26 protein-coding genes are annotated in these 23,170 nt (G+C 64.1%); 19 read left to right on the forward strand and 7 right to left on the reverse strand.

What is annotated here, in order from left to right; genetic code table 11:
• Positions 1 to 39: 39 nt before the first annotated feature.
• The 9 genes from C404_RS38400 to ftsB all read left to right on the forward strand — a co-directional run bounded on the left by C404_RS38400 (position 40) and on the right by ftsB (position 8,511).
• Positions 40 to 990 carry an alpha-E domain-containing protein gene (locus tag C404_RS38400; protein WP_021194072.1) on the forward strand — a complete coding sequence of 317 codons (951 nt, stop codon included), beginning with the start codon at positions 40 to 42 and terminating at the stop codon, positions 988 to 990.
• Between the two features lie 57 nt (positions 991 to 1,047).
• Positions 1,048 to 1,884 (forward strand): transglutaminase family protein, encoded by an 837-nt coding sequence (locus tag C404_RS38405; RefSeq protein ID WP_031329132.1) that lies wholly within the window; start codon positions 1,048 to 1,050, stop codon positions 1,882 to 1,884.
• A gap of 92 nt (positions 1,885 to 1,976) precedes the next feature.
• Positions 1,977 to 2,882, forward strand: coding sequence for a peptidase (locus C404_RS38410; protein ID WP_031329134.1), 906 nt, complete (start codon positions 1,977 to 1,979; stop codon positions 2,880 to 2,882).
• Positions 2,883 to 2,904: 22 nt separating this feature from the next.
• The gene (locus C404_RS38415; RefSeq protein WP_021194075.1) at positions 2,905 to 3,738 is read left to right on the forward strand and encodes an alpha/beta fold hydrolase; all 834 of its coding nucleotides are present in this window, start codon (positions 2,905 to 2,907) and stop codon (positions 3,736 to 3,738) included.
• Positions 3,739 to 3,829: 91 nt separating this feature from the next.
• Positions 3,830 to 5,497, forward strand: coding sequence for a CTP synthase (locus tag C404_RS38420; protein ID WP_021194076.1), 1,668 nt, complete (start codon positions 3,830 to 3,832; stop codon positions 5,495 to 5,497).
• 22 nt (positions 5,498 to 5,519) lie between these two features.
• A complete protein-coding gene (gene kdsA, locus C404_RS38425) occupies positions 5,520 to 6,374 on the forward strand; it encodes a 3-deoxy-8-phosphooctulonate synthase (RefSeq protein WP_021194077.1) in 855 nt (284 codons plus the stop codon).
• 81 nt (positions 6,375 to 6,455) lie between these two features.
• On the forward strand, positions 6,456 to 6,746 hold the full coding sequence (locus C404_RS38430; RefSeq protein ID WP_021194078.1) for a DUF1330 domain-containing protein: 291 nt from the start codon (positions 6,456 to 6,458) through the stop codon (positions 6,744 to 6,746).
• 48 nt (positions 6,747 to 6,794) lie between these two features.
• On the forward strand, positions 6,795 to 8,078 hold the full coding sequence (gene eno / locus C404_RS38435) for a phosphopyruvate hydratase (RefSeq protein ID WP_021194079.1): 1,284 nt from the start codon (positions 6,795 to 6,797) through the stop codon (positions 8,076 to 8,078).
• 97 nt (positions 8,079 to 8,175) lie between these two features.
• Positions 8,176 to 8,511: a cell division protein FtsB gene (gene ftsB, locus C404_RS38440; RefSeq protein ID WP_021194080.1), complete on the forward strand. Its 336-nt coding sequence runs from the start codon at positions 8,176 to 8,178 to the stop codon at positions 8,509 to 8,511.
• Between the two features lie 60 nt (positions 8,512 to 8,571).
• Here the strand turns inward: ftsB and C404_RS38445 are convergent, their stop codons facing one another.
• From C404_RS38445 to C404_RS38455, 3 genes are all read right to left on the reverse strand, one after another.
• The gene (locus C404_RS38445) at positions 8,572 to 8,982 is read right to left on the reverse strand and encodes a hypothetical protein (protein WP_021194081.1); all 411 of its coding nucleotides are present in this window, start codon (positions 8,980 to 8,982) and stop codon (positions 8,572 to 8,574) included.
• Between the two features lie 104 nt (positions 8,983 to 9,086).
• The gene (hslO, locus tag C404_RS38450) at positions 9,087 to 10,100 is read right to left on the reverse strand and encodes an Hsp33 family molecular chaperone HslO (RefSeq protein ID WP_021194082.1); all 1,014 of its coding nucleotides are present in this window, start codon (positions 10,098 to 10,100) and stop codon (positions 9,087 to 9,089) included.
• The gene (locus tag C404_RS38455) at positions 10,097 to 10,624 is read right to left on the reverse strand and encodes a gamma carbonic anhydrase family protein (RefSeq protein WP_021194083.1); all 528 of its coding nucleotides are present in this window, start codon (positions 10,622 to 10,624) and stop codon (positions 10,097 to 10,099) included. Before C404_RS38455 ends, hslO begins: the two co-directional genes overlap by 4 nt.
• Positions 10,625 to 10,712: 88 nt before the next feature.
• On the opposite strand from C404_RS38455, the gene C404_RS38460 reads away from it, so the two are divergent.
• Complete coding sequence (locus C404_RS38460) at positions 10,713 to 11,582, forward strand: ferritin-like domain-containing protein (protein ID WP_037011369.1); 870 nt, start codon at positions 10,713 to 10,715, stop codon at positions 11,580 to 11,582.
• Between the two features lie 84 nt (positions 11,583 to 11,666).
• Positions 11,667 to 12,584, forward strand: coding sequence for an alpha/beta fold hydrolase (locus C404_RS38465; RefSeq protein ID WP_031329136.1), 918 nt, complete (start codon positions 11,667 to 11,669; stop codon positions 12,582 to 12,584).
• 12 nt (positions 12,585 to 12,596) lie between these two features.
• Here C404_RS38465 and C404_RS38470 read toward each other — a convergent pair whose 3' ends face one another.
• The 4 genes from C404_RS38470 to C404_RS38485 are packed head-to-tail and all read right to left on the reverse strand — an operon-like array spanning position 12,597 to position 15,726.
• A complete protein-coding gene (locus C404_RS38470) occupies positions 12,597 to 12,986 on the reverse strand; it encodes a thiol-disulfide oxidoreductase DCC family protein (RefSeq protein ID WP_021194086.1) in 390 nt (129 codons plus the stop codon).
• Positions 12,983 to 13,525 (reverse strand): DUF4166 domain-containing protein, encoded by a 543-nt coding sequence (locus C404_RS38475; RefSeq protein WP_021194087.1) that lies wholly within the window; start codon positions 13,523 to 13,525, stop codon positions 12,983 to 12,985. Before C404_RS38475 ends, C404_RS38470 begins: the two co-directional genes overlap by 4 nt.
• The gene (locus C404_RS38480; RefSeq protein ID WP_021194088.1) at positions 13,522 to 14,646 is read right to left on the reverse strand and encodes a saccharopine dehydrogenase family protein; all 1,125 of its coding nucleotides are present in this window, start codon (positions 14,644 to 14,646) and stop codon (positions 13,522 to 13,524) included. Before C404_RS38480 ends, C404_RS38475 begins: the two co-directional genes overlap by 4 nt.
• Complete coding sequence (locus tag C404_RS38485; protein WP_021194089.1) at positions 14,647 to 15,726, reverse strand: NAD(P)/FAD-dependent oxidoreductase; 1,080 nt, start codon at positions 15,724 to 15,726, stop codon at positions 14,647 to 14,649.
• A 161-nt stretch (positions 15,727 to 15,887) separates the two neighbouring features.
• On the opposite strand from C404_RS38485, the gene C404_RS38490 reads away from it, so the two are divergent.
• From C404_RS38490 to C404_RS38525, 8 genes are all read left to right on the forward strand, one after another.
• Complete coding sequence (locus C404_RS38490; protein WP_021194090.1) at positions 15,888 to 16,748, forward strand: 3',5'-nucleoside bisphosphate phosphatase; 861 nt, start codon at positions 15,888 to 15,890, stop codon at positions 16,746 to 16,748.
• A gap of 35 nt (positions 16,749 to 16,783) precedes the next feature.
• Positions 16,784 to 17,407 carry an L-threonylcarbamoyladenylate synthase gene (locus C404_RS38495; protein WP_021194091.1) on the forward strand — a complete coding sequence of 208 codons (624 nt, stop codon included), beginning with the start codon at positions 16,784 to 16,786 and terminating at the stop codon, positions 17,405 to 17,407.
• Positions 17,408 to 17,477: 70 nt separating this feature from the next.
• Complete coding sequence (locus C404_RS38500; RefSeq protein ID WP_021194092.1) at positions 17,478 to 18,143, forward strand: site-2 protease family protein; 666 nt, start codon at positions 17,478 to 17,480, stop codon at positions 18,141 to 18,143.
• 23 nt (positions 18,144 to 18,166) lie between these two features.
• Positions 18,167 to 19,369, forward strand: coding sequence for a tryptophan--tRNA ligase (locus C404_RS38505; protein ID WP_021194093.1), 1,203 nt, complete (start codon positions 18,167 to 18,169; stop codon positions 19,367 to 19,369).
• Between the two features lie 8 nt (positions 19,370 to 19,377).
• On the forward strand, positions 19,378 to 19,944 hold the full coding sequence (locus tag C404_RS38510) for a class I SAM-dependent methyltransferase (protein WP_031329138.1): 567 nt from the start codon (positions 19,378 to 19,380) through the stop codon (positions 19,942 to 19,944).
• A gap of 118 nt (positions 19,945 to 20,062) precedes the next feature.
• On the forward strand, positions 20,063 to 20,947 hold the full coding sequence (gene dapA / locus C404_RS38515; RefSeq protein ID WP_031329139.1) for a 4-hydroxy-tetrahydrodipicolinate synthase: 885 nt from the start codon (positions 20,063 to 20,065) through the stop codon (positions 20,945 to 20,947).
• Between the two features lie 61 nt (positions 20,948 to 21,008).
• Positions 21,009 to 22,217, forward strand: a complete 1,209-nt coding sequence (gene bamC / locus C404_RS38520) for an outer membrane protein assembly factor BamC (RefSeq protein ID WP_021194096.1) — start codon at positions 21,009 to 21,011, stop codon at positions 22,215 to 22,217.
• 46 nt (positions 22,218 to 22,263) lie between these two features.
• Positions 22,264 to 23,049 carry an MBL fold metallo-hydrolase gene (locus C404_RS38525; protein WP_021194097.1) on the forward strand — a complete coding sequence of 262 codons (786 nt, stop codon included), beginning with the start codon at positions 22,264 to 22,266 and terminating at the stop codon, positions 23,047 to 23,049.
• Positions 23,050 to 23,170: the final 121 nt, after the last annotated feature.

Genomic DNA, 23,170 nt, shown 5'->3' on the forward strand with positions numbered 1-23,170 from the left:
GTCGATCAAACACATATCGAATACGTAGAAGGGAACGCCATGCTCAGCCGCACCGCAGACCATCTTTTCTGGATGGCGCGCTATACCGAACGCGCCGAGAACACCGCTCGCATGCTCGACGTGAACTATCAGACCTCGCTGATGCCGCAATCGGCGGAAGTGGCGGAGCAGGGCTGGTGGGCGATGCTCGATATTTCTGAACTTACGCGGGTTTTTGCCGACCGCTACGGCTTACTTTCGCGCGACGACGTGATCGACTTCATGGTCCGCGACATGACCAACCCGTCGTCCATCATGAGTTGCTTGCGCGGCGCGCGTGAGAACGCCCGAGCCGTGCGCGGCTCCCTCACAACCGAGGTGTGGGAGACCATCAACACTACCTGGCTGGATGTGGAGCGTCTGATGGCCGAGGGCATGCTGCGCGATGATCCATCGCAGTTCTTCGAGTGGGTCAAGTTCCGCTCGCACCTGTCGCGCGGCGTGCAGGTCGGCACCATGCTCACGGACGACGCCTTCCATTTCATGCGTCTGGGCACCTTCCTGGAACGCGCCGACAACACCGCACGGCTGCTCGACGTGAAATTCCAGTCCACCCCCACGCGCGATGAAGCCGCCGCCGAGCAGGGGGATTTCTATCACTGGGCTGCCACGCTGCGCTCGGTGTCGGGCTTCGAGGTCTACCGCAAAATCTATCGCAACGTCATCACGCCGACGCGCGTGGCCGAGTTGCTGATCCTGCGCAGCGATATGCCGCGCTCGCTGCTGGCCAGCATGGACGAAGTCGTGGCGATTCTGTCCACTGTACGTAACAGCCAGTCTGCAGAGACCGAGCGACGCGCTGGTAAACTCCACGCCGACCTGCGGTACGCCCGCATCGAAGACATTTTTGCGGTTGGCCTGCACCCTTGGCTGACCAATTTCCTGGAGCGCATTGGCGATCTGGGCAACGGCATCAGCCAGGACTTCCTGGTGCCGCTCGATGCAGTGTGACGCGCGGGGCATTTTGTATCTATCAGGGCGTTGCTTTCGGGCAGCGCCCGCGCCATCGTGAAATACCAAATTCGACATACGACGGTCTACCGTTATGCCGAGCCGCTGCGCCACAGCGTGCATGAGCTGCGATTGACCCCCCGCAGCGGGCCGCTGCAACAGGTGGACAGCTGGCAGATCCACGCCCCCGGCAACCTCACACGCGCCACCGACGGCTTCGGCAACGTGGTGCACCACTTCACCCTGGGCAACCGTGCGGACGACGTCACCATCGACGCCCGCGGTATCGTCGAGGCCTTCCCGTCCGCCGCGCCGGGCAGCCGCGGCTTTACCGATGCCCCCGGGGAGGGGCGCTACCGCGTGTCGCCGCTGTACTTCCTGAGCACCACGCCGCTAACATCCGCGCCGCCTGAGATGAGCGACTTCGCACGCGAGCATGCACTGGTGCGTGGTGATGCCGATTCGGCACTGAGTCTTGCTTGTGCCATCGCGCAGCGTGTGCGCTACAAGCCCAACTCCACCGATGTCGGTACGACCGCCGCCGAGGCATTCAACCTGAGCGCCGGCGTCTGCCAGGATCAGGCGCAAGTGATGGTGGCGTGCTGCCGCGCGCTGGGAATTCCAGCGCGCTACGTCAGCGGGTATTTCCATGCTGTTGGCGAGGAAGATCTCGCCAGCCACGCCTGGGTCGACGTCTGCCAGGATGCCGAATCGCATACTTGGTGCAGCATCGACGTGACGCACCAGTGCTTTACCGACGGGCGCCACATCCGCTTGGCGGTCGGTCGCGATTATCAATCCGCCGCGCCAATCCGTGGCATTCGCCAGGGTGGCGGTGCCGAGACGCTGGACGTCAGCATCTCGATCGAGCCCTTGCCTGCCGAGGCCGCCTGAGTGAACTGAACACCGCTTCCAAGCGTGCCAGTGCATTGCGATTGGCACGCTAGAATGCGCTCAACCCACAGATTTCGTTTGTTGCTGCTCCCATGACTTATTGCGTTGCCATGCGCCTGGACGCTGGCTTGGTCTTCCTGTCGGATTCCCGTACCAACGCGGGTGTTGACGCCATCTCGACGTTCCGCAAGATGACCGTCTTCGAGCGCGAAGGCGATCGCGTCATGGTGCTGCTGACCGCCGGCAACCTCGCCATCAGCCAGGCCGTGCGGCAGGTGCTGACGGAGGCGCGCGACAAACCACGCTCGCTGTGGACCGCCCGCGATATGTTCGAAGCCGCCACCATCGTCGGCGAGGCCGTGCGCGAGGTATACGACCGTGAAGCCGATGCACTGGCCAAGGCCAAGATCGACTTCAACGTCAGCATCATCTTCGGCGGGCAGATCGGTGCAGAGCGTCCGCGCCTGTTCAATGTGTACGCCGCCGGCAACTTCATCGAAGCCACGCCCGAGAATCCGTACTTCCAAATCGGCGAGGCGAAGTACGGCAAGCCGATCATCGACCGTGTGGTCTCCCCTGGGCTGCCATTGGATGAGGCCGCAAAATGCGCCCTGATCTCCATGGATTCGACGCTGAAGTCGAATATTTCGGTGGGGCTGCCGCTGGATCTGCTGGTCTACGAGACCAACTCGCTGCGCGTGACGCGCTTCGTGGCCATTGACGAAGAGAACCCGTATTTCACGATGATCCGCGGCACGTGGGGCAAGCGTCTGCGCCAGGTGTTTGCCGAGATCGACGACCCGGATTGGGAGACGGATACCAGTCCGACACATCCCCTGCGTCGCGAAGGGCATCCATCGACCAAGGTGGCGCCCGTACGCATTGCCCCGCCCGTGGCGGACGCTCCGGCCACGCCGGAACGCGCGCCTGGCCCCGTGTTCGAGCAGGTGTCGACGCTCCAGCGCGTGGCTGGCAGTGGTTCGCAGGAATCTCACTGAGCGCCGGGCGGGGGCGGGTTCGATGCGCGACGTGATTCTGTTTTCACATGCCAACGGTTTTCCGATCGGTACGTATCGCAAGATGCTCGGCGTGCTGGGTGACGAATTCGACATCCACGCCGTTGAACGCTTCGGGCATGACCCGCGCTTTCCGGTGACCCGGTCGTGGCCGGGGCTGGTCAAGGAGTTGCTCGCAGAGATCGACGCACAGCCCGAGCCGGTCTGGCTGGTAGGCCATTCGCTGGGCGGTTTCCTGAGTTTGATGGCGGCGCTGCGTCGGCCTGAGCGCGTGCGCGGTGTGCTGATGCTCGATTCGCCCATCATTGCGGGCTGGCGCGCCAAGCTGCTGCGCGTTGCACAGTGGCTCGACATTGACGAGAGCCAGTCGCCGGCAGCCGCCACCAAGAACCGACGTAATCTGTGGCCGGACCTCGATTCTGTCTGGAGCCATTTCAAGGCCAAGCGCAAATTTGATCGCTGGGACGAAGACGTGCTGCGCGACTATGTTGAGCACGGCACCGAGCCCACCGGCCGCGAGCATGAACGCACGCTGCGTTTCTCGCGCGAGATCGAATACCAGATCTACCGCACGCTGCCGACCAACATGGGCCGCAAGGTCGCTGGCGGCACGCCGTTCCCGGTCAGCTTTGTGGCTGGCACGCGATCACGCGAAATCCGCCAAGTCGGCCTGGCGGCAACCCGGCGCATTGTCGGCAGCAAGCTGCGCTGGATCGAAGGCAGCCACCTGTATCCGATGGAAAAGCCGCTGGAAACGGCCGAGTTGATCCGCCAGTTGATCAATGAAATGCGCGCGAACGCAGGCGCCATGCCGGTTATTACGAGGTGTGCCGCATAAGCAAGCCCCCGGTCGGTCAAATTCCACCGTTCTGTCACGGATCGGGCAAGGCACCTTTGCTATAATCCGGCTTTCCCCGGCAAGCTAGGTCATGACCAAGTTCGTATTCGTTACCGGTGGCGTAGTGTCCTCACTCGGCAAGGGCATCGCCGCCGCCTCGCTCGCGGCCATTCTTGAGTCGCGCGGCCTCAAAGTCACCCTCCTCAAACTCGATCCCTACATCAACGTCGACCCGGGCACCATGAGCCCGCTGCAGCACGGCGAGGTGTTTGTGACCGAGGACGGCGCAGAAACCGACCTCGATCTTGGCCACTACGAGCGCTTCGTCTCGGCCAAGATGCGCAAGTCGAACAACTTCACCACCGGCCAGGTCTATGAATCCGTGATCCGCAAGGAGCGTCGCGGTGAATACCTTGGCAAGACGGTGCAAGTCATTCCGCACATTACCAACGAAATCCAGGCCTTCATCGAGCGCGGTGCCGCGGCGTCGCACGACGGCAAGGCTGACGTGGCGATCGTGGAAATCGGCGGTACGGTGGGCGACATCGAATCGCTGCCGTTCCTGGAAGCCGCGCGTCAGATGAGCCTGCGCCTGGGTCGCAATCAGGCTGCGTTCATTCACCTGACGCTGGTGCCGTTCATCGCCAGCGCTGGCGAGTTGAAGACCAAGCCGACCCAGCACTCGGTGCAGAAGCTGCGCGAAATCGGTGTGCAGCCGACCGCGTTGCTGTGCCGTGCGGACCGCCCGATCCCCGACGATGAGCGCGCGAAGATCTCCCTCTTCGCCAACATGCCGCAGGACGCGGTCATCTCGGTGTGGGACGTCGATACCATCTACAAGATCCCGCAGATGCTCAACGAGCAGGGGCTGGATCGCATCATCTGCGAAGAGCTGCGCATCGATGCGCCGCCGGCGGATTTGTCGGTGTGGGCCCACATGGTGCACACGCTGGAGAACCCGCAGCACGAAATCACCATCGGCATGGTCGGCAAGTATGTCGACCTGACCGAGTCGTACAAGTCGCTGATCGAGGCGCTGCGCCACGCCGGCCTGCATACCTCAACGCGCGTCAACATCGAGTACATCGATTCCGAAGAGCTGGAATCGGGTCACATGGACGTGCTCAAGTCGCTGGACGCGATCCTGGTGCCGGGCGGCTTCGGCAAGCGCGGTACGGAAGGCAAGATCCGCGCAATCCAGTACGCCCGTGAAAAGGGCGTGCCATACCTGGGCATCTGCCTGGGGATGCAACTGGCCGTGATCGAATTCGCCCGCCATCTGGCTGGCATGACCGACGCCAACAGCACGGAATTCAACGACGAGACCCAACACCCGGTGGTGGCCCTCATCACCGAATGGCTGGATCGCGACGGCGCGGTGGAAAAGCGCTCGGCCGATTCGGACATGGGCGGCACCATGCGCCTGGGTTCGCAGCGCGTGCCGGTGCAATCGGGCACCAAGGCAGCGACGATCTACGGCGCGGAAGTCAACGAGCGCCATCGTCACCGCTACGAGGTGAACAACCACTACGTGCCGCAGCTGGAGAAGGCCGGGATGATCATCTCCGCCCGCACGCCGTCGGAAAACCTGCCGGAAATGATGGAGTTGCCGGCGTCGATGCACCCGTGGTTCGTCGGCGTGCAGTTCCACCCGGAATTCACCTCGACGCCGCGTGACGGCCACCCGCTGTTCAAGGCCTACGTGGAAGCCGCGCTGGCACATCACCAGCAGACTGCGGCACAACGCGCCGTAGCCTAAGGGCTAGCGCACAGGAAATACGATGAAACTCTGCGATTTCGAAGTCGGCCTCGACAAACCGTTCTTCCTGATTGCCGGCACCTGCGTGATCGAATCCGAGCAGATGGCGATCGACACCGCCGGCACGCTCAAGGAGATCACGGGTGCGCTGGGCATTCCGTTCATCTACAAGTCGTCGTTCGACAAGGCGAACCGCTCGTCGGACGCGTCTTTCCGCGGTCTGGGCATGGAAGAGGGCCTGCGCATCCTGGCGGAAGTCCGCCGTCAGGTAGGCGTACCGGTGCTGACCGACATCCACGAGATCGACGAGATCAAGCCGGTGGCTGAAGTCGTGGACGTGCTCCAGACGCCGGCGTTCCTGTGCCGCCAGACCGACTTCATCCGCGCCTGCGCGCAGAGCGGCAAGCCCGTCAACATCAAGAAGGGCCAGTTCCTCGCGCCGCACGACATGAAGAACGTCATCGACAAGGCGCGCCACGCTGCCCGCGATGCCGGCCTGCCGGAAGACAACTTCATGGCCTGCGAACGCGGTGCCTCGTTCGGCTACAACAACCTCGTGTCGGATATGCGCTCGCTGGCGATCATGCGCGAGACGGGGGCCCCGGTGGTGTTTGACGCCACGCACTCGGTGCAGCTGCCGGGTGGCCAGGGCACCAGCTCGGGCGGTCAGCGCGAGTTCGTGCCGGTGCTGGCGCGTGCTGCCATCGCTACGGGCGTGGCGGGCGTGTTCATGGAAACGCACCCCGATCCCGCATGCGCAAAATCAGACGGCCCGAATGCTGTGCCGCTGCGCCGCATGAAAGACTTGCTGTCAGTACTGAAAGAACTGGATGCGCTCACCAAGCGCAGCGGTTTCCTGGAAAATCAGTTCGACTGATTTTTTCGACGACCGGCGGCTCCACCAGCCGCCGCTGTCGTTTCCAATTCAGTTTTCGATTCAGCTTCCGGAGAGAGACACATGGCCGCTGGCTACATCCTCGCGTACGTGGACGTGACGGACCCCGTGCAATACGAGCAATACAAAGTGCTGTCGACCAAGGCCATGCAAGTCCATGGCGCCGAGCCGCTGGTGCGCGGCGGCAAGACCGAGTCGCTGGAAGGCGAATGGAGCCCCACCCGCATCGTCGTGCTCAAGTTCCCGAGCTATGACGCCGCCAAGGCGTTCCATGACAGCGAGGAGTACCGTGCCGCCCGTGAAGCGCGCTCCAAGGCTGCCAAGATGAACATGATCGTGGTCGAGGGCATCTGAGCCTAGTCACCCGCCTTACCTGCTTTAAAGACATCAAGAGGGATTTTCATGAGTGCCATCGTAGATATCATCGGTCGCGAAGTGCTGGACTCGCGCGGTAACCCCACCGTCGAATGCGACGTGCTGCTGGAATCGGGCGTGATGGGTCGCGCCGCGGTGCCGTCGGGCGCCTCCACCGGCTCGCGCGAAGCCATCGAACTGCGTGACGGCGACAAGTCGCGCTACCTGGGCAAGGGCGTGCTCAAGGCTGTCGAGCACATCAACACCGAGATCTCCGAAGCCATCATGGGCCTGGACGCTTCGGAACAAGCCTTCCTGGATCGCACCCTGATCGACCTGGACGGTACTGAGAACAAGAGCCGCCTGGGCGCCAACGCCATGCTGGCCGTGTCGATGGCCGTAGCCAAGGCTGCTGCTGAAGAAGCCGGCCTGCCGCTGTACCGCTACTTCGGTGGTTCGGGCGCCATGCAGATGCCGGTGCCGATGATGAACATCGTCAACGGTGGCGCACACGCCAACAACAGCCTGGACATCCAGGAATTCATGGTGATGCCGGTCGGCCAGTCGAGCTTCCGTGAAGCGCTGCGCTGCGGCGCCGAGATCTTCCACGCGCTGAAGAAGATCCTGGCAGACAAGGGCATGAGCACGGCCGTGGGCGACGAAGGCGGTTTCGCACCGAACTTCGCCAGCAACGAAGAGTGCCTGAACACTATCCTGTCGGCCATCGAGCTGGCTGGCTACAAGGCCGGTGAAGACGTGCTGCTGGCGCTGGATTGCGCCGCTTCCGAGTTCTACAAGGACGGCAAGTACCACCTGGAAGGTGAAGGCCTGCAGCTGTCGTCGGAAGACTTTGCCAACTACCTGGCAAACCTGGCCGACAAGTTCCCGATCGTGTCGATTGAAGACGGCATGCACGAGAGCGACTGGGCCGGCTGGAAGGCGCTGACCGACAAGCTGGGCAAGAAGGTGCAGCTGGTGGGCGACGACCTGTTCGTCACCAACACCAAGATCCTGAAGGAAGGCATCGAAAAGGGCATCGCCAACTCGATCCTCATCAAGATCAACCAGATCGGTACGCTGACCGAAACGTTCGCCGCCATCGAGATGGCCAAGCGCGCTGGTTACACCGCCGTGATCTCGCACCGCTCGGGCGAAACGGAAGACAGCACGATCGCCGACATCGCCGTTGGTACGAACGCTGGTCAGATCAAGACGGGCTCGCTGTCGCGCTCGGACCGCATGGCCAAGTACAACCAGCTGCTGCGCATCGAAGAGGACCTCGGTGATATCGCCAGCTACCCGGGCAAGTCGGCGTTCTATAACCTGCGATAATCCTTCGCAGTTTCGCCTCGGATGACCGTGCGACCGCCGCTGTGGCGGTCGCGTGGTATTTGGGGCTGCGAGTTGCACCGCTCCAACGCCTGACCGTATGCGCCTGATCACGCTGTTCCTGCTGCTGCTGTTGCTTGCCATCCAATACCCGCTCTGGCTGGGTAAGGGCGGTTGGCTGCGCGTCTGGGACATGCAGAAGCAGGTGACTGCGCAGAATCAACGCAACGTTGAGCTCAAGCAGCGCAATACCAAGCTTGAAGGCGAAGTGAAGGACCTGAGGGATGGGACGGGCGCTCTCGAAGAGCGCGCGCGCTATGAGCTGGGGATGGTCAAGGACGACGAGGTTTTCGTGCAGTTCGTGGCGCCGGCGCCGAAGACCAGCGACACACCTCCGCCCCCGCCGCCTCCGGCAGGGCAGAAAACTCACCATTGAGCTCGCTTGGCGAACGCGCCATTCTGGCCACGCCCGCTTCTTCAGGCATCACTTTCTGATTTACCAGTAGTACGGATAGCCCCAGACGGGCGCGCCGTAACTGACACCCCAGCCACCACGGTGGCGCCATCCACTGCCGTAGTAGACCGAATAGCCGCCGTAGTACGGATACGGATACGGGGCGTAGTAGGGCGTTGCCGCGTAGGCGCGCGCTTCGGCATCGCGCTTGACCGCCTGGTCGGATTCGCGCAGCGCCTTGGCGTTCAAGTCATCCAGTCTCTTGCGGTCTTCCGCCGACAGTGCCGCAGGCGCAGGCGTTTGTGCATCCACCGGCAGGCGCGCGGTGTAGGGCGTGCCACCCGGGCCGCGTGGAACGGCAACGCATGCCGATGCCAGCAACGCTGCCACCACGGGCAGCACGAGCGCGCCAGCGCGAGGCAGGTTCAACGACTGGGTGATGGGCTTGGACATGATGCGCTCCGCAGCAAGCGGCAGATGAGGGAACTGGCGACTTAGAGCGCGGGCGACACCAATAAGTGCCGCGCGCCACGCTTCTTCATACTATGTCGCCGTACTCAATGGCGTTGGCCGGACGCACCTTGAACAGCCTGTACGACGGTCTCCTGCGCGAAGAGCTGCGCACAATCGACAGCGTCAAAGCTGTAGTGCTGGCCGCAGAACTCGCAGTCGATTTCCACCTTGCCTTGCTCTTCCAGGATGCCTTCGATCTCGGGCTGGCCGAGCGTGCGGAGCATGGCGCCCACGCGCAGGCGCGAGCATGAGCAGCGGAAGTGCGGCGCCAGCGGCTCGAACATGCGGATGCCGGCAGCTTCCATCTCTTCCCAGTACAGGCGCTTGATGAGCGTGTCGATCGACTCTTCGAGCAGTTCTTCGCGGCGCAGCGTCTTGCCGAGCTGGCAGACGCGTTCCCACGTGTCAAGGTCCTGCTCCTGCACGTCCTTGTGCAGCGGCTGACCCGTCTCACCCACCTGTGCGGGCTCGCGATCGGGGCGGCCTTCCATGGTGCCGCCGTACGAGGGCAGGCGCTGCAGCAGCATGCCCGAGGCGACCTTGTTGTCGGCAGCCAGCCAGAGGCGCGTGTCGAGCTGCTCAGAGGCCTGCATGTACTGCTCAAGCACCTCGGTCATGCTGGTCAGCGGTCCGGTTTCATCCGACAGCGGCACGATGCCTTGGTAGGGCTGCTGGCCCGGCAGCTTGTCGTGCGGGTCGAGCGTGATGGCGAAGCGGCCACGGCCGTGCACGTTGACCATCGAGGCCAGCGTGGCGTCGTCGGCAATCTCGGCGCCTTCGGCAATCTTGGCGGTCGCGCGCATCGACAGGTCAGAGTTGCACTCCACCACCAGCATGCGCACCGGACCATCGCCGTGCAACTGCATGACCAGCGCGCCGTTGAACTTCAGGTTGGCCGACAGCAGCGCGGCCGCAGCCATCATTTCGCCCAGCAGCGTGCTGACCGGGGCGGGGTAGCGGCGGCGGCGCAGAATCTCCTGCCAGGTGCTTTCCAGGCGCACCAGTTCACCGCGTACCGGCGCGGCGTCAAATACAAATTTCTTCAGCTCGTCAGTCATCCATCAATCCGTTTCAGTTGCTGCTTGTACATCGCCTGGCGCACCGCATATGTCTCGGTGTTCAGGTGCATCTTGGCGATGTCGTCTTCCGTCAGTTTGCGCACGGCCTTGGCGGGTGCGCCCAGGATCAGCGTGCCGTCTTCGAAGACCTTGCCTTCGGTGACGATCGCACCCGCACCCACCAGGCAGTTCTTGCCGATCACCGCGCGATTGAGCACCACTGCCTGGATGCCGATCAGCGAGCCTTCGCCGATGGTGCAGCCGTGCAGCATGGCCTGGTGGCCGATCGTCACGCGGTCGCCGATGTTCAGCGGGCAGCCCGGGTCGGTGTGCAGCACCGAGCCTTCCTGCACGTTGCTGGCCTCGCCCACGGTGATCGGTTCGTTGTCGCCGCGGATGACGGCGCCGGGCCAGACGCTTGCGCGTGCCTTGAGCTCCACGCGGCCGATGACGGTCGCTTCGGGTGCCACGTAGGCGTTTTCGTCAATGGTCGGGGCAACGTCGCCGAGTTGGTAGAGGGCCATGCGATCGGTCTCCAGAATCTGTCTAGATGGGGAAATTGCGCGCGTCTTCAAGCCTGCCGGCGAGGCGGGCCCGACACGTCGAATTAAAATGGCGGAAAGCCCGAATTGTACGCTGATGAACCTTGCTCAGTCCCCCGCCCAGTCGCCTGCAGACAGCTTGCGCCACGCCGCCCTGGCCGCGTTGTGCCTCACCGATCCCGCCAGCAAAGTGGACGCCACCTTGCGCCTTGGCGAGCGCGCGCAACGTGCCGAAGGCGCCGCCTGGGGCGCCGACGAGGTGATTGCCGCGCCGGCCACGGGTATCCCTGGCCGGCCTGATGCGCCGGTTCTTGTGCCGCCCGCCAATGTGCCGCGCCGTCGTGCGATCGATACGCCGCGTGGACGTGCTGCGTTGCTGCATGCGCTGGCGCACATCGAATTCAACGCCATCAACCTCGCGCTCGACGCCGTGTGGCGCTTCGCCGGCATGCCGGTCGCTTTTTACCAGGACTGGATGCGCGTGGCCGCAGAAGAGGCGACACATTTCTCGCTGCTCTCGGCGCATCTGGCCACGCTCGATTGCCGGTATGGCGATCACCCCGCCCACGACGGCCTGTGGCAGATGACCGAAAAGACCGCTGCCGACCCCCTCGCGCGCATGGCGCTGGTGCCACGCACGCTGGAGGCACGCGGGCTCGATGCGTCGCCGCCGATCCGCGCGAAGCTGGCGCAGGCGGGTGACATGGCGGCCGCCGGCATCCTCGACATCATCCTGCGCGACGAGATCGGCCACGTGGCCGTGGGCAACCGCTGGTATCGCTACCTGTGCGAGCGCGCGGGGCTTGATCCGCTGCCGACGTATCGCCAGCTGGCCGAGCAGTACGGCGCACCGCGCCTGCGCGGGCCGTTCAACCTCGATGCGCGCCGCCAGGCTGGTTTCGACGATGACGAAATCGCCGCGCTGGAAGCCTCGTTCTAAGCGGCGCGCGGTCGGGCAGTCGTCGCTATAATCATCGGAAAAAGAACGATCGTTCGATTATTTGCTGATTCGATGATGGAAACCATGACCTCGACCACGCCGCCGGCCACACGCCAAGCTTCCCGCTCGACTTACCTGGATGTACGCGGCCTGCGCTATCACGTGCGCGAATGGGGTGAGCCGGGCGCGCCCATCCTGTTCCTGTTCCACGGCTGGATGGATGTGTCGGCATCGTTCCAGTTTCTGGTGGATGCGCTGCGCGAGCGCTGGCACATCGTGGCGCCGGATTGGCGCGGCTACGGCGAGTCGGCCCGTCCGACGGACGCCCCCGGCGTCGAGAGCTATTGGTTTGCCGATTACGTGGCCGATCTGGAAGCCATCGTCGATCACTACCAGCCGGAGGGGCAGGTGACGCTGGTCGGCCACAGCCTGGGCGCCAACGTGGTGTGCCTGTACGCCGGCATCCGGCCCGAGCGCGTGCGCCGCGTGGTCGATCTGGAGGGCTTCGGTATGACGGCCTCCAAGGCCTCGCAGGCGCCGCGCCGGTATGCGCGCTGGCTGGATGAACTGAAGGACAAGCCGCGCCTGAACACCTACGCCACCGTCGAGGACGTTGCCGCGCGCCTGCAGAAAACCAACCCGCGACTGCCGGCCGACAAGGCCGCATTTCTCGCGCAGCATTGGTCGCATCAAGGCGCTGACGGCCGCTGGGAAATCCTGGGCGATCCTGCGCACAAGATCATCAACCCGCAGCTCTATCGCCTGGACGAAGTGATGGAAGTCTGGCGCCGCGTGACCGCGCCTGTGCTGCACATCGAGGCGGTCGACTCGCCGACGCTCAAGGCGATTGCGGGCGAGATGCCATTGCCTGAGTTCAAGACGCGCTTTGCGGCGTTTCCTGATTTTCGCGAAGTGCTGATCGCAGATGCGGGACACATGCTGCATCACGATCAGCCCGAACAGGTGGCCGCGCTGATCGAGGAATTCTGCCAGCACGCCTGACCCGCGCTGGCCTCAGTCGAGAAACCGCTGCGCTGCGCCGGGCGGCGGCAGGATGCAGGCATCCGAACGTCCGAACCACCGATAGCGGTTGCGCGCGACGCAGCGGTAGAGCGCGTCACGCAGCGGCTTCGGGACCAACCAGCCGACCCACGCGAGCCGCCACGGCCAGCCCAGCACATGCAGGATACGCAGTACGGCGGCGCTTTCGCGCCACGCATGGCCGTGGCGTACGAAGAGCACCGTATCAACGTCGTCCCGATCGACGCCGGCCTGAGCGAGCAGTTGCCGCCCGGTTGCGCCTTGCATCGACGCAAAGCGCAGCACGCCTTTCCGATCGTGCCGCAGCAGGAATTGCGTAAAGCCACTGCACAGCAGGCAGTGCGCGTCATAGACGACGATCATGCGGGCTCCGTCGTCGTCAGATCCAGGTAACCGCGGTACGCAGCAACCACACCGAGCAACGGCACGCTGGCGCGTACGTTGAAGTAGAAGCGCTCACCATCGCCGGTTTCTTCGGCCACGACGGCAGGCCGCAGCCACGCAGGGCACGGGATGCCGAGGAAGCGCAAGCCTTCCAGGCGCATCCGCAGCATGCCGTGCTCCGCTTCCAGCGCAAAGAACAGGCGGACTGCGCCGAGCCGCTCCATGATGCGCCCCTGGTGCAGCGACAGCGTCGAGCGCATCGTCTGGCGCGGGAAATGGCGCGTCCAGGTTTCCTCGGCTGCGGTGGCGTCGAGTGTGAAACGGATCGGGCCGCGCGTCGGCGTGCGTGGTGTGCGGATGCACCAGGCGAGCCAGCGCGCCATGCGGGTGGCAGGCGGTTCCGTCTCGACCTCACCGCGCAGCGTCACCAGCCCTGCCATCCGGTGAAAGGTCTGTACGGCGGGTGCAAGCTGCGCGTACTGTGTGCCGAGCACCGTTTCGTAGAGCGAGGCGGTCATGCGCGCGCCTCCTGCATCGTGATCGCCAGGCCGTCGGTTTCGCGCGCGAAGTCCTCCAGCGTCAGCAGCCCGACGCACGGCATCGCTCCGCGCTGTGGCAGCGCGCCTTCGAGGAACCGACGGACCAGCGCCGCGGCGGCGAGTGTCGGCACGTAAGGGCCGTCGCCGCGAATGGCCAGCAAGTGCCACAGGCGCGAGCGCAAGGTGCCGTCGGCATCCAGACCTTCGACGCGCAGATGCATGCCGCCCACGTCGGAGCCCCAGTGCAGGAACCAGTCGGACGCGGCTTTCAGCCAGCGCGTGTGTCGCGACCAATCTTTGACGATGCCAGCCCGCACGAGTGCGGCCATCAGGTTCATGCCGCGATGGAGGAAACGCAGCTCCAGCCCGGCACCAAAACGAACCTGCGGCGTGCCCGCATACCGCTGCGGAAACAGCGCCAGGTCCGGCACATCGCACGGCGACATCAGCCGTTCACCTACCGGCGCGGGATAAGTGTGGCGCCACGTGCCGCTCCAGCCGAAGACCGGCTCGCCCGCAGACGGCAGCGGTTTGCCGCAATACGTCAGGATTGCCTGGATGGTCGACAGCCCTCGCTCGGTGCGATTGCCTGGGCTGATGCCGATGTCGATGGAGCGCACCGACGCCATGTCGCGTGTCAGGTGGTCAACCGCCGCGCCGGACAGCGCCGGTACCGAGCTGGCCCCGCTGACAACGAGTACGCCAGCCTGTGTGGCAGCGTCGTTCAGCGTCGTGATGTCCTGCACGAAGGCACGGCCGTCGGCCAGGTCGATATAGTGCACGCCTGCAGCAATGCACGAGTGCGCCACGCGGTAGTCCTGTCCTTGAAACGGCCCACCCGTGTGGATCAACAGGTCGGGTGACAGGGCCTGCAGATGTTGATCAAAGTCGGACGCGTGGATGTCAATGGCTGCAGCGCGCAGTGCGGCGCGCGCCTTTGGCTGCAACGCGTCGGCCAGGGCCTGTGCCTGCGTCAGTGATCGCCCAGCAATCGTTACCGTCAGCGACGCGTGGACGGACAGGCGCTCGACCAACCGCCGCCCGAAAAAGCCGTAGCCGCCGATGACGACGACATGCACTTCACGCGGTAGCGCGGTCATTCAACCCGCCGCCACATGCAGCTTCGTCTGCAGCCCTGCGTCGTTGCTCGAATGGGTATGTACCAGCGCCTTGTCTGGATTGGCGTAGCGGTATGCGCGGCGCAACGCCATCGCCACCTCGTGGAAGCCCGAGAGGATCAGCTTCTGCTTGTTCGGATACAGCGCGATGTCGCCCGCGGCAAAAATGCCGGGGCGCGACGTTTCGTACGCCGTGGTTTCCACCGCAATGCGACCCGCACGCATTTCCACGCCCCAGTTGGCGATTGGGCCGGGCTCGGAAACCAGCCCATACAGTGCGATCAACTCATCGCAAGGCAGGGTGACTTCACCCTCGCGTCCACGGATGGCGACGCCGGTAAGCGTGCCATCTGGCGTGCTGTCCAGTCGCGAGAGCATGCCGAGCACGAAGTCCATTTCGCCAGCGGCAACGGCGGCGCGCATCTCGGCAACGGAGGCATCCGCGGCGCGGAAGCCCTCACGCCGGTGCACGAGCGTGACGCGCGCAGCAGTCTTGCGCAGCGCCAGTGCCCAGTCGAGCGCGGAATCCCCGCCGCCGGCAATCACGACCCGCTTGCCAGCAAAGCGCGCAGTGTCGCGCACGGCGTAGTGCACGTGACGACCTTCGAGCGCCGCAGCCTCGGGCAGGGACACGCGTTGCGGGGCAAAGGCGCCATTGCCAGCCGTAATGAGCACGGCCGCACAGTCGAATACGTCACCGGCACTGGTGGTGACGCGGAATCGCTGGCCGCGCTCGCCTTCGACGGTCTCCACCGTTTCAGCCCGCCGGCCACACAGGATGGGGTAGCCGAACGGCGCGCACTGTGCCAACAGACGGTCGACGAGTTCCTGCGCGGTGCACGACACCAGCGCAGGGATGTCGTAGATCGGTTTTTCCGGATACAGCTCAGTGCACTGGCCGCCTGGGCGGTCCAGCGCATCCACCAGCACGCACGACAGCCCCAGCACGCCTGCCTGGAACGCCGCGAACAGGCCAACCGGCCCGGCGCCCACCACGAGCACGTCGACGCGCTGTTCGACTGGCTGAGCGGTATTGGCGGGGAGGATGGCTGGGCTTGTCATGGCAAAGCGAAGAGAACGAAACAATGCGGCCACTATAGCGTGCGGCGGCCCATCGGCTGCCAACACCGTCACGGGCAGTCGGGTCTTCCCGGTTTTCTGCGGATCCGCGCTGAGTGGTGCGGGCGGCCCCCGATTCCGCGTCGCAGCAGTAAAATGACGGAATGCCAAACATTTCCACCGCCTCCGCCCGCAACGCTGATCTGCACTGTCATTCCACCGTCTCGGATGGCCTGCTGGCGCCACAAGACGTGGCTGCGCGCGCCGCTGCACATGGTGTGACGCTGTGGGCGCTGACCGACCACGATGAAGTGGCGGGGCAGGCCGTCGCACGCGAGGCGGCCACGTCGCTTGGCATGGCGTATCTGTCGGGCGTGGAGATTTCCGTCACCTGGGCAGGGCGCACACTGCACATCGTTGGTTTGGGCATCGACCCGGACAACGCTGAACTGGTGCAGGGGCTGGAGCGCACGCGTTCGGGCCGTTGCGCCCGTGCGGAAGACATGAGCGAAGCGCTCGCCAAACTGGGCATCGAAGGTGCCTATGCGGGCGCGCTGGGCTACGCCGGCAACCCGGACATGGTCTCGCGCACGCACTTCGCGCGCTTCCTAGTCGAGCACGGCCATTGCCGCGATATCTCTGAGGTGTTCGACCGCTACCTCGGTGACGGCAAACCGGGTTATGTGGCGCATCGCTGGGCACGCTTGGCAGACGCGATCAGTTGGATTAAAGGCGCCGGCGGCGTCGCCGTGATGGCGCATCCGGGCCGCTACACGCTCTCGCTGGTTGAGCACAGCGCGCTGTTCGACGAATTCAAGGACCTGGGCGGTGAGGGCGTCGAAGTCATCACCGGCAGCCATACGCCCGATCAATACGCGCTCTACGCCGACGTGGCGCGCCGCTACGGCCTGTTGGCCTCGCGCGGCTCGGATTTCCATGGCCCCGGCGAAGGCCGCATCGAACTGGGCGAGCTGCCGCCGTTGCCCGATAACCTGACGCCGGTGTGGAGCCGGTGGATGTCTTAACCCTATCGTCCACCCAATCCTACCCAGCGCCCCGCATGTCTCAGTTCTTCCAGATTCACCCGACCACGCCGCAAGGGCGCTTGATTCGCCAGGCAGCCGAACTCATCCGCGCCGGCGGCCTGGTCGCACTGCCCACCGATTCCTGTTACGCACTGGCCTGTCATCTGGACGACAAGTCGGCCGTCGAGCGCCTGCGCCGCGTGCGCGGCATCGACGAGAAGCAGCATCTCGCGCTGATGTGCCGGGATCTTTCTGAACTGGCCATATTTGCCCGCGTCGACAACAAGCAGTACCGCGTGGTGAAAGCAGCCACGCCGGGCCCATTCGTGTTTCTGCTCGAAGCGACCAAGGAGGTGCCGCGCCGGCTCTCGCACCCCTCGCGCAAGACCATCGGCCTGCGCGTGCCGGAACACGCAATCCCCCTGGCGCTGATGGCCGAACTGGGTGAGCCGCTGCTCACCTCCACGCTGCAACTGCCCGGCGATGACGCACCGCTGAACGAAGCCGAGACCATCCGCGAGCGGCTGGAAAAACAACTCGAACTCGTCATCGACGGCGGTCCGGCCCCGGCCGAACCCACCACCGTGATCGACTTGACCAGCGGGGAGCCGGAACTGGTGCGCCTTGGGCGCGGCGATCCGGCCCGCGTCGGCCTGTAGGCACAAGTGCTTCAGGTGGCCGGCGCACGGCCGGTGTGCGAGCGCGCTCGCTTGCTACAATAACTTGCTTATGGATTCCACTGTCATTCAAACGATCGCGGTCTACGCGATTCCGGTGCTGTTTGCGATCACCGTGCCGGCTGTCGCACGTGGTTATGTCGCCAGATATCACGGAGATAACACCGCCTTTCTAGCCGGCCGCCTGAGTTTCAACCCGCTGCGCCATGTCGATCCGATCGGTACCGTCCTGATGCCGCTGCTGCTGTATCTCTTGACCAGCGGCAGCTTGGTGTTCGGCTACTCGAAGCCGGTGCCGGTGGATTTCCAGGCATTGCACAATCCGCGCTGGCACGGGCTGCAGGCCGCGCTGGCCGCGCCGGCAGCTAGTTTTGTGATGGCGCTTGCATGGGGTGTCGCCAGCATGTGTCTGGCCTCAGCGGGCGTGGAGGAACGCTTTTTCACTGGCATGGCACTCGCGGGCCTACGCGTCAATCTGGCGATGGCTGCTCTGGCGCTGGTGCCGGTACCCCCATTGGATGGGGGGCGGGTGCTGGCGGCGATCTTGCCGCAGCGCTTTGCACCGGCCTTCGCTCGGGTTGAGGCGTACGGCTTCTACATAGTCATGGCGCTGATCTTCACCGGCGTTCTAACGCAGCTCTGGATGCGGCCCGTCGTTACTATACTGGCGCACGTTTTGCTCGCTATGCTGAGTCCGCTGAAAGCAGTCCTTTCATAATTCCTTGTTCAACTTACACCCACATGTTTCCTGACCGCGTACTTTCCGGCATGCGTCCGACCGGTGCCCTGCACCTGGGGCACTACCACGGCGTTCTGAAAAACTGGGTCCGGCTGCAGGCCGAATACCCGTGCTACTTTTTCGTCGCTGACTGGCATGCGCTGACCACGCACTACGAATCGCCCGAGGTGATCGAGGAATCCGTGTGGGAAATGCTGATCGACTGGCTGGCTGCAGGAGTTGACCCGTCGCAGGCCACGCTGTTCATCCAGAGCCGCGTGCCGGAGCATGCGGAACTGTTCTTGCTGCTCTCGATGGGCACGCCGCTGGGCTGGCTCGAGCGCGTGCCGACCTACAAGGACCAGATCGAGAAGCTCAAGGAGAAGGATCTCTCCACCTACGGCTTCCTCGGTTACCCGCTGCTGCAGGCCGCCGACATCCTGATCTACCGCGCTGGCTTCGTACCTGTGGGCGAAGACCAGGTGCCGCACGTCGAGATGACGCGTGAAGTCGCGCGTCGCTTCAACTACCTGTACGGCCGCGAGCCCGGCTTCGAAGAGAAGGCGCTGGAAGCCGCCAAGAAGCTCGGTGGCAAGCGCGCCAAGCTGTATCTGGAACTGCGCACCGCCTATCAGGAGCGCGGCGAAGACGAAGCCCTGGAGCAGGCCCGCGCGCTGCTGGCCGAATCGCAGAGCCTCTCGTTGGGCGACCGCGAACGCCTGTTCGGCTATCTGGAAGGCGCACGCAAGATCATCCTGCCCGAGCCGCAGGTGCTGCTGACCGAGGCATCGCGCATGCCCGGCCTCGACGGCCAGAAGATGTCCAAGTCGTATGGCAACACCATCCGCATGCGCGAGGACAAGGAAAGCGTCGAGAAAAAGGTTCGCACCATGCCGACCGATCCGGCCCGCGTGCGCCGCACCGACCCGGGTGATCCGGACAAGTGCCCGGTGTGGCAGCTGCACCTCGTCTACTCCGACGACGACACCAAGCAGTGGGTGCAGAAGGGTTGCCGCAGCGCCGGCATCGGCTGCCTGGAGTGCAAGCAACCCGTGATCGAAGGCATCCTGCGCGAGCAGCAACCGATGCTCGAACGCGCGCAGAAATACATGGACGATCCGTCCTTGCTGCGCGCCATCATCGCCGACGGTTGCGACAATGCCCGCAAGGTCACGCAAGAGACCATGCGCGAGGTGCGCGAAGCGATGGGCCTGACCTACAGCTAACGCCTTTGATGTCCGCTGCCATGCTCGACCCGCATAGGCTCGCCGCGCCGTCCGCCTGGGTAGCGCGCTGGGCGGCCGAGTTGCCATCCGGCGCGTCCGTGCTGGATGTGGCCTGCGGTAGCGGCCGTCACGCGCGCTGGCTCGCGGCACGCGGCCTGCGCGTGACCGGCATCGACCGCGATGCGGTGGCGCTCGCGGGCCTGGCTGGCATCGCCGAAACGGTCGCCGCCGATATCGAAGGTGGCCCCTGGCCGTTGCCGGCCGACGCGGCTTTCGACGCCGTGGTGGTCACCAACTACCTGCATCGGCCGCTGTGGCCGCAATTGCTGGCGGCCGTCGCGCCGGGCGGGCGCCTGATCTACGAAACCTTCGCCATCGGAAACGAAACCGTCGGTAAGCCGTCCAATCCCGCATTCCTGCTGTTGCCGGGTGAACTGCTCAGCGCCGTGCAGGGTCAATTGCGTGTCATCGGCTACGAAGACGGCTTCATCTCGTCGCCTCGAGACGCTTACGTGCAGCGGGTTTGCGCGGTGCGCGAGCGCTCGGATGACGTGGCGCCCCGGTACGCACTTTGAAGTTGCTGACGACTGCGGCTTACCCGTCTCTTGGCGGGCATCCGATGTGGCGAATTCGTTTTGACGATCCGGTACAATCCGACTGTTTACGTTGACGCTTTTGTTTGCTTTCGAAACCATGACCCAGATTTCCGGCAGTCTCGTCGCCATCGTCACGCCCATGCACGAGGACGGCAGCCTTGATTACCCGTCCCTGCGCAAGCTCATCGACTGGCACATCGCTGAGGGCACCGATGGCATCGTCATCGTCGGCACCAGCGGTGAATCCCCGACGGTGTCGGTGGAAGAGCACCGCGAGCTGATCCGCGTGGCGGTCGAGCAGGCCAACAAGCGCATCCCGATCATTGCCGGCACCGGCGGCAACTCCACCGTGGAGGCCATCGAACTGACGGCCTACGCCAAGCAGGTGGGCGCCGATGCTTCGCTGCAGGTCGTGCCGTACTACAACAAGCCGACGCAGGAAGGCATGTATTTGCACTTCCGCAAGGTAGCCGAATCGGTCGACCTGCCGGTCATCCTGTACAACGTGCCGGGCCGTACCGTGGCCGATATGACGGTCGAGACCATGCTGCGTCTGGCTGAAGTGCCGGGCATCATCGGTGTGAAGGAAGCGACCGGCAACATCGACCGCGCTGCGCAACTCATCAAGGGCGCACCGGCCTCGTTCAAGATCTACAGCGGGGATGATCCGACTGCCATCGCGCTGATGCTGCTGGGCGGTCATGGCAACATCTCCGTCACCGCCAACGTGGCGCCGCGCGCCATGCACGAGTTGTGCGTTGCCGCCATGCGCGGCGACGTGGAGACGGCCCGCCGCATCCACATGCAACTGCTGTCGGTACATAAGAACTTGTTCGTTGAATCGAACCCGATTCCCGTCAAGTGGGCCCTGCAGGCCATGGGCATGATGGAAGGCGGTATCCGCCTGCCGTTGACGCCGCTGGCACCCCAGTATCACGAAGTGGTGCGCGCATCCCTGAAGGATGCCGGGCTGCTCTCCTGATGTTCACCGGCTCTTCCTGGCCCACTAAGGCCATCGTTCTCGTTTGAAGGATCGCAAGTCAATGAAACTGCTCCAAACCCGTCGCGGGGCTGTGGCGACGTCCGCTCAACTGTTGCTGGCCGCGTTGTCGGTTGCCATGATTTCCGGTTGCGATACCGTTAATGAGGTGATGCAGCCCGACCGCATCGACTACAAGTCGCAGGCCAAGAAGGGCCCGACGCTGGAAATCCCGCCTGATCTGACCAGCGTCCAGGCTGACCGCCGTTATGCTGCACCGGACACGGGCACGACCACGCTGTCGGCCTATACGTCGACGGCCCCCAAGGTCACGACGCCCGGTTCGGGTCCGGACACTGTGCTGCCTGCCGTGTCCGACATGCGCATTGAGCGTGACGGCAATCAGCGCTGGCTGGTCGTGAAGACCACGCCGGACGCCTTGTGGCCGAGCCTGCGCACGTTCTGGCAAGAACTCGGCTTCCTGCTGGTGATCGACTCGCCTGAGACCGGCATCATGGAAACCGACTGGGCCGAAAACCGCGCGAAGATTCCGCAGGACATCATCCGCCGTACGGTCGGCAAGGTGTTCGACGGTCTGTATTCGACCGGCGAGCGCGACAAGTTCCGCACCCGCATCGAGAAGGGTCCGAACGGCACGGTCGAGGTGTACATCTCGCACCGTGGCGCACAGGAACAACTGGTCGGCTCGTCCAAGGATCAGACTGTGTGGACGCCGCGCCCGGCCGATCCTGAGCTGGAAGCCGAATTCCTCTCGCGCCTGATGCAGCGTCTGGGTGCCAGCAAGGAAGCTGCGCAGCAGAAGCTGGCACAGACGCAGGCGGCGCATCCGGTGGAAGAGGGCGCGAAGGCAACCGAGGGCGTGCAGGCTGCACGTGCTGCGGGGCCGTCGCTGCTGGCGCAAGCCAATGGTCAACCGGTGCTGAACGTGCCGGAACCGTTCGATCGCGCCTGGCGCACCGTGGGCCTGGCACTGGATCGCGTGAACTTCACCGTGGATGACCGCGACCGCTCGCAAGGCGTGTACTTCGTCCGCTATGCCGACACCAAGGCTGAAGCGAACGCGCCGGGCTTCTTCTCGCGCCTGTTCTCGGGCACGAAGATCGAAGACCTGAAGCGTGCCAAGCGCTATCGCGTGGTGGTCAAGGACGGCGGTGCCTCGTCGACCGTGCTGGTGCAGAACGACGATGGCTCGGCGCAGACCGGCGACATCGGCAAGCGCATTCTGTCGCTGCTCGACGAGCAACTGCGGTAATCGGCATCATGCAGTACGGCTGCCAGGGTTTGGCGATGATCGGGCGATGACACTGAGATTCGCCAGCCTTGGCAGCGGCAGTGAAGGGAATGCGCTGCTTGTCGAGTCCACGGATGGAACGACGAGCACGCGCATCCTGCTCGACTGCGGATTCGGTATCCGCGAAACCGTGCGCCGGCTCGAACGCCTTGGCTGTGCGCCGGAATCCCTCAATGCCATCCTCGTTACGCACGAGCATGGTGATCATGTTGGTAGCGCCTATGCGGTTGCTGCCAAATACAACATCCCCGTCTGGACCAGCCACGGCACGTATCGCGCCACCGTGAACTTGCGCGGTGCCGATCGAGCCGCCGTGCGCTTTTGCCGCGCAGACGACGTGTTCAGCATTGGTGATCTACAGATCCTGCCGTACACCGTGCCCCACGATGCGCGTGAGCCGTTGCAATTTGTCTTCAATGATGGCGCGCGCTACCTTGGTGTCCTGACGGACGCCGGCATGTCGACTGAATACCTGTGTGCGCATTTGGAAAACATGCACGCGCTCGTACTGGAGTGCAATCATGACCGCGAGATGCTAGCCAACTCGGCGTATCCATGGTCATTGAAGCAGCGTATCGGCGGGGATTTTGGTCATTTGGCCAACGACATCGCCAGTGGAATTCTCATGCGCGTAAGGCATGCTGCCCTGCAGACCGTGGTGGCTGCGCATTTGTCCAAACAGAACAACACGCCTTTGTTGGCGGGTCAGGCGATTGCTGTGGCGCTGGGCATTGATGCCAGCGATGTACCAATCGCCGATCAGGAAGAGGGGCTGCCTTGGTGCACGGTCTAGTGCTGGAGCGCGCGCCTTGTAAGATTCAGATACAACTTCGAGTGGCAACTGAAGCCGGCAACGACATTGTCGTAGTCACACGCCCATAAAAAAAGCCGACCCGAAGGTCGGCGTTTTTGTT

Origin of the sequence: Ralstonia sp. AU12-08 (assembly GCF_000442475.1) — a bacterium.
Lineage (GTDB): Bacteria > Pseudomonadota > Gammaproteobacteria > Burkholderiales > Burkholderiaceae > Ralstonia > Ralstonia insidiosa.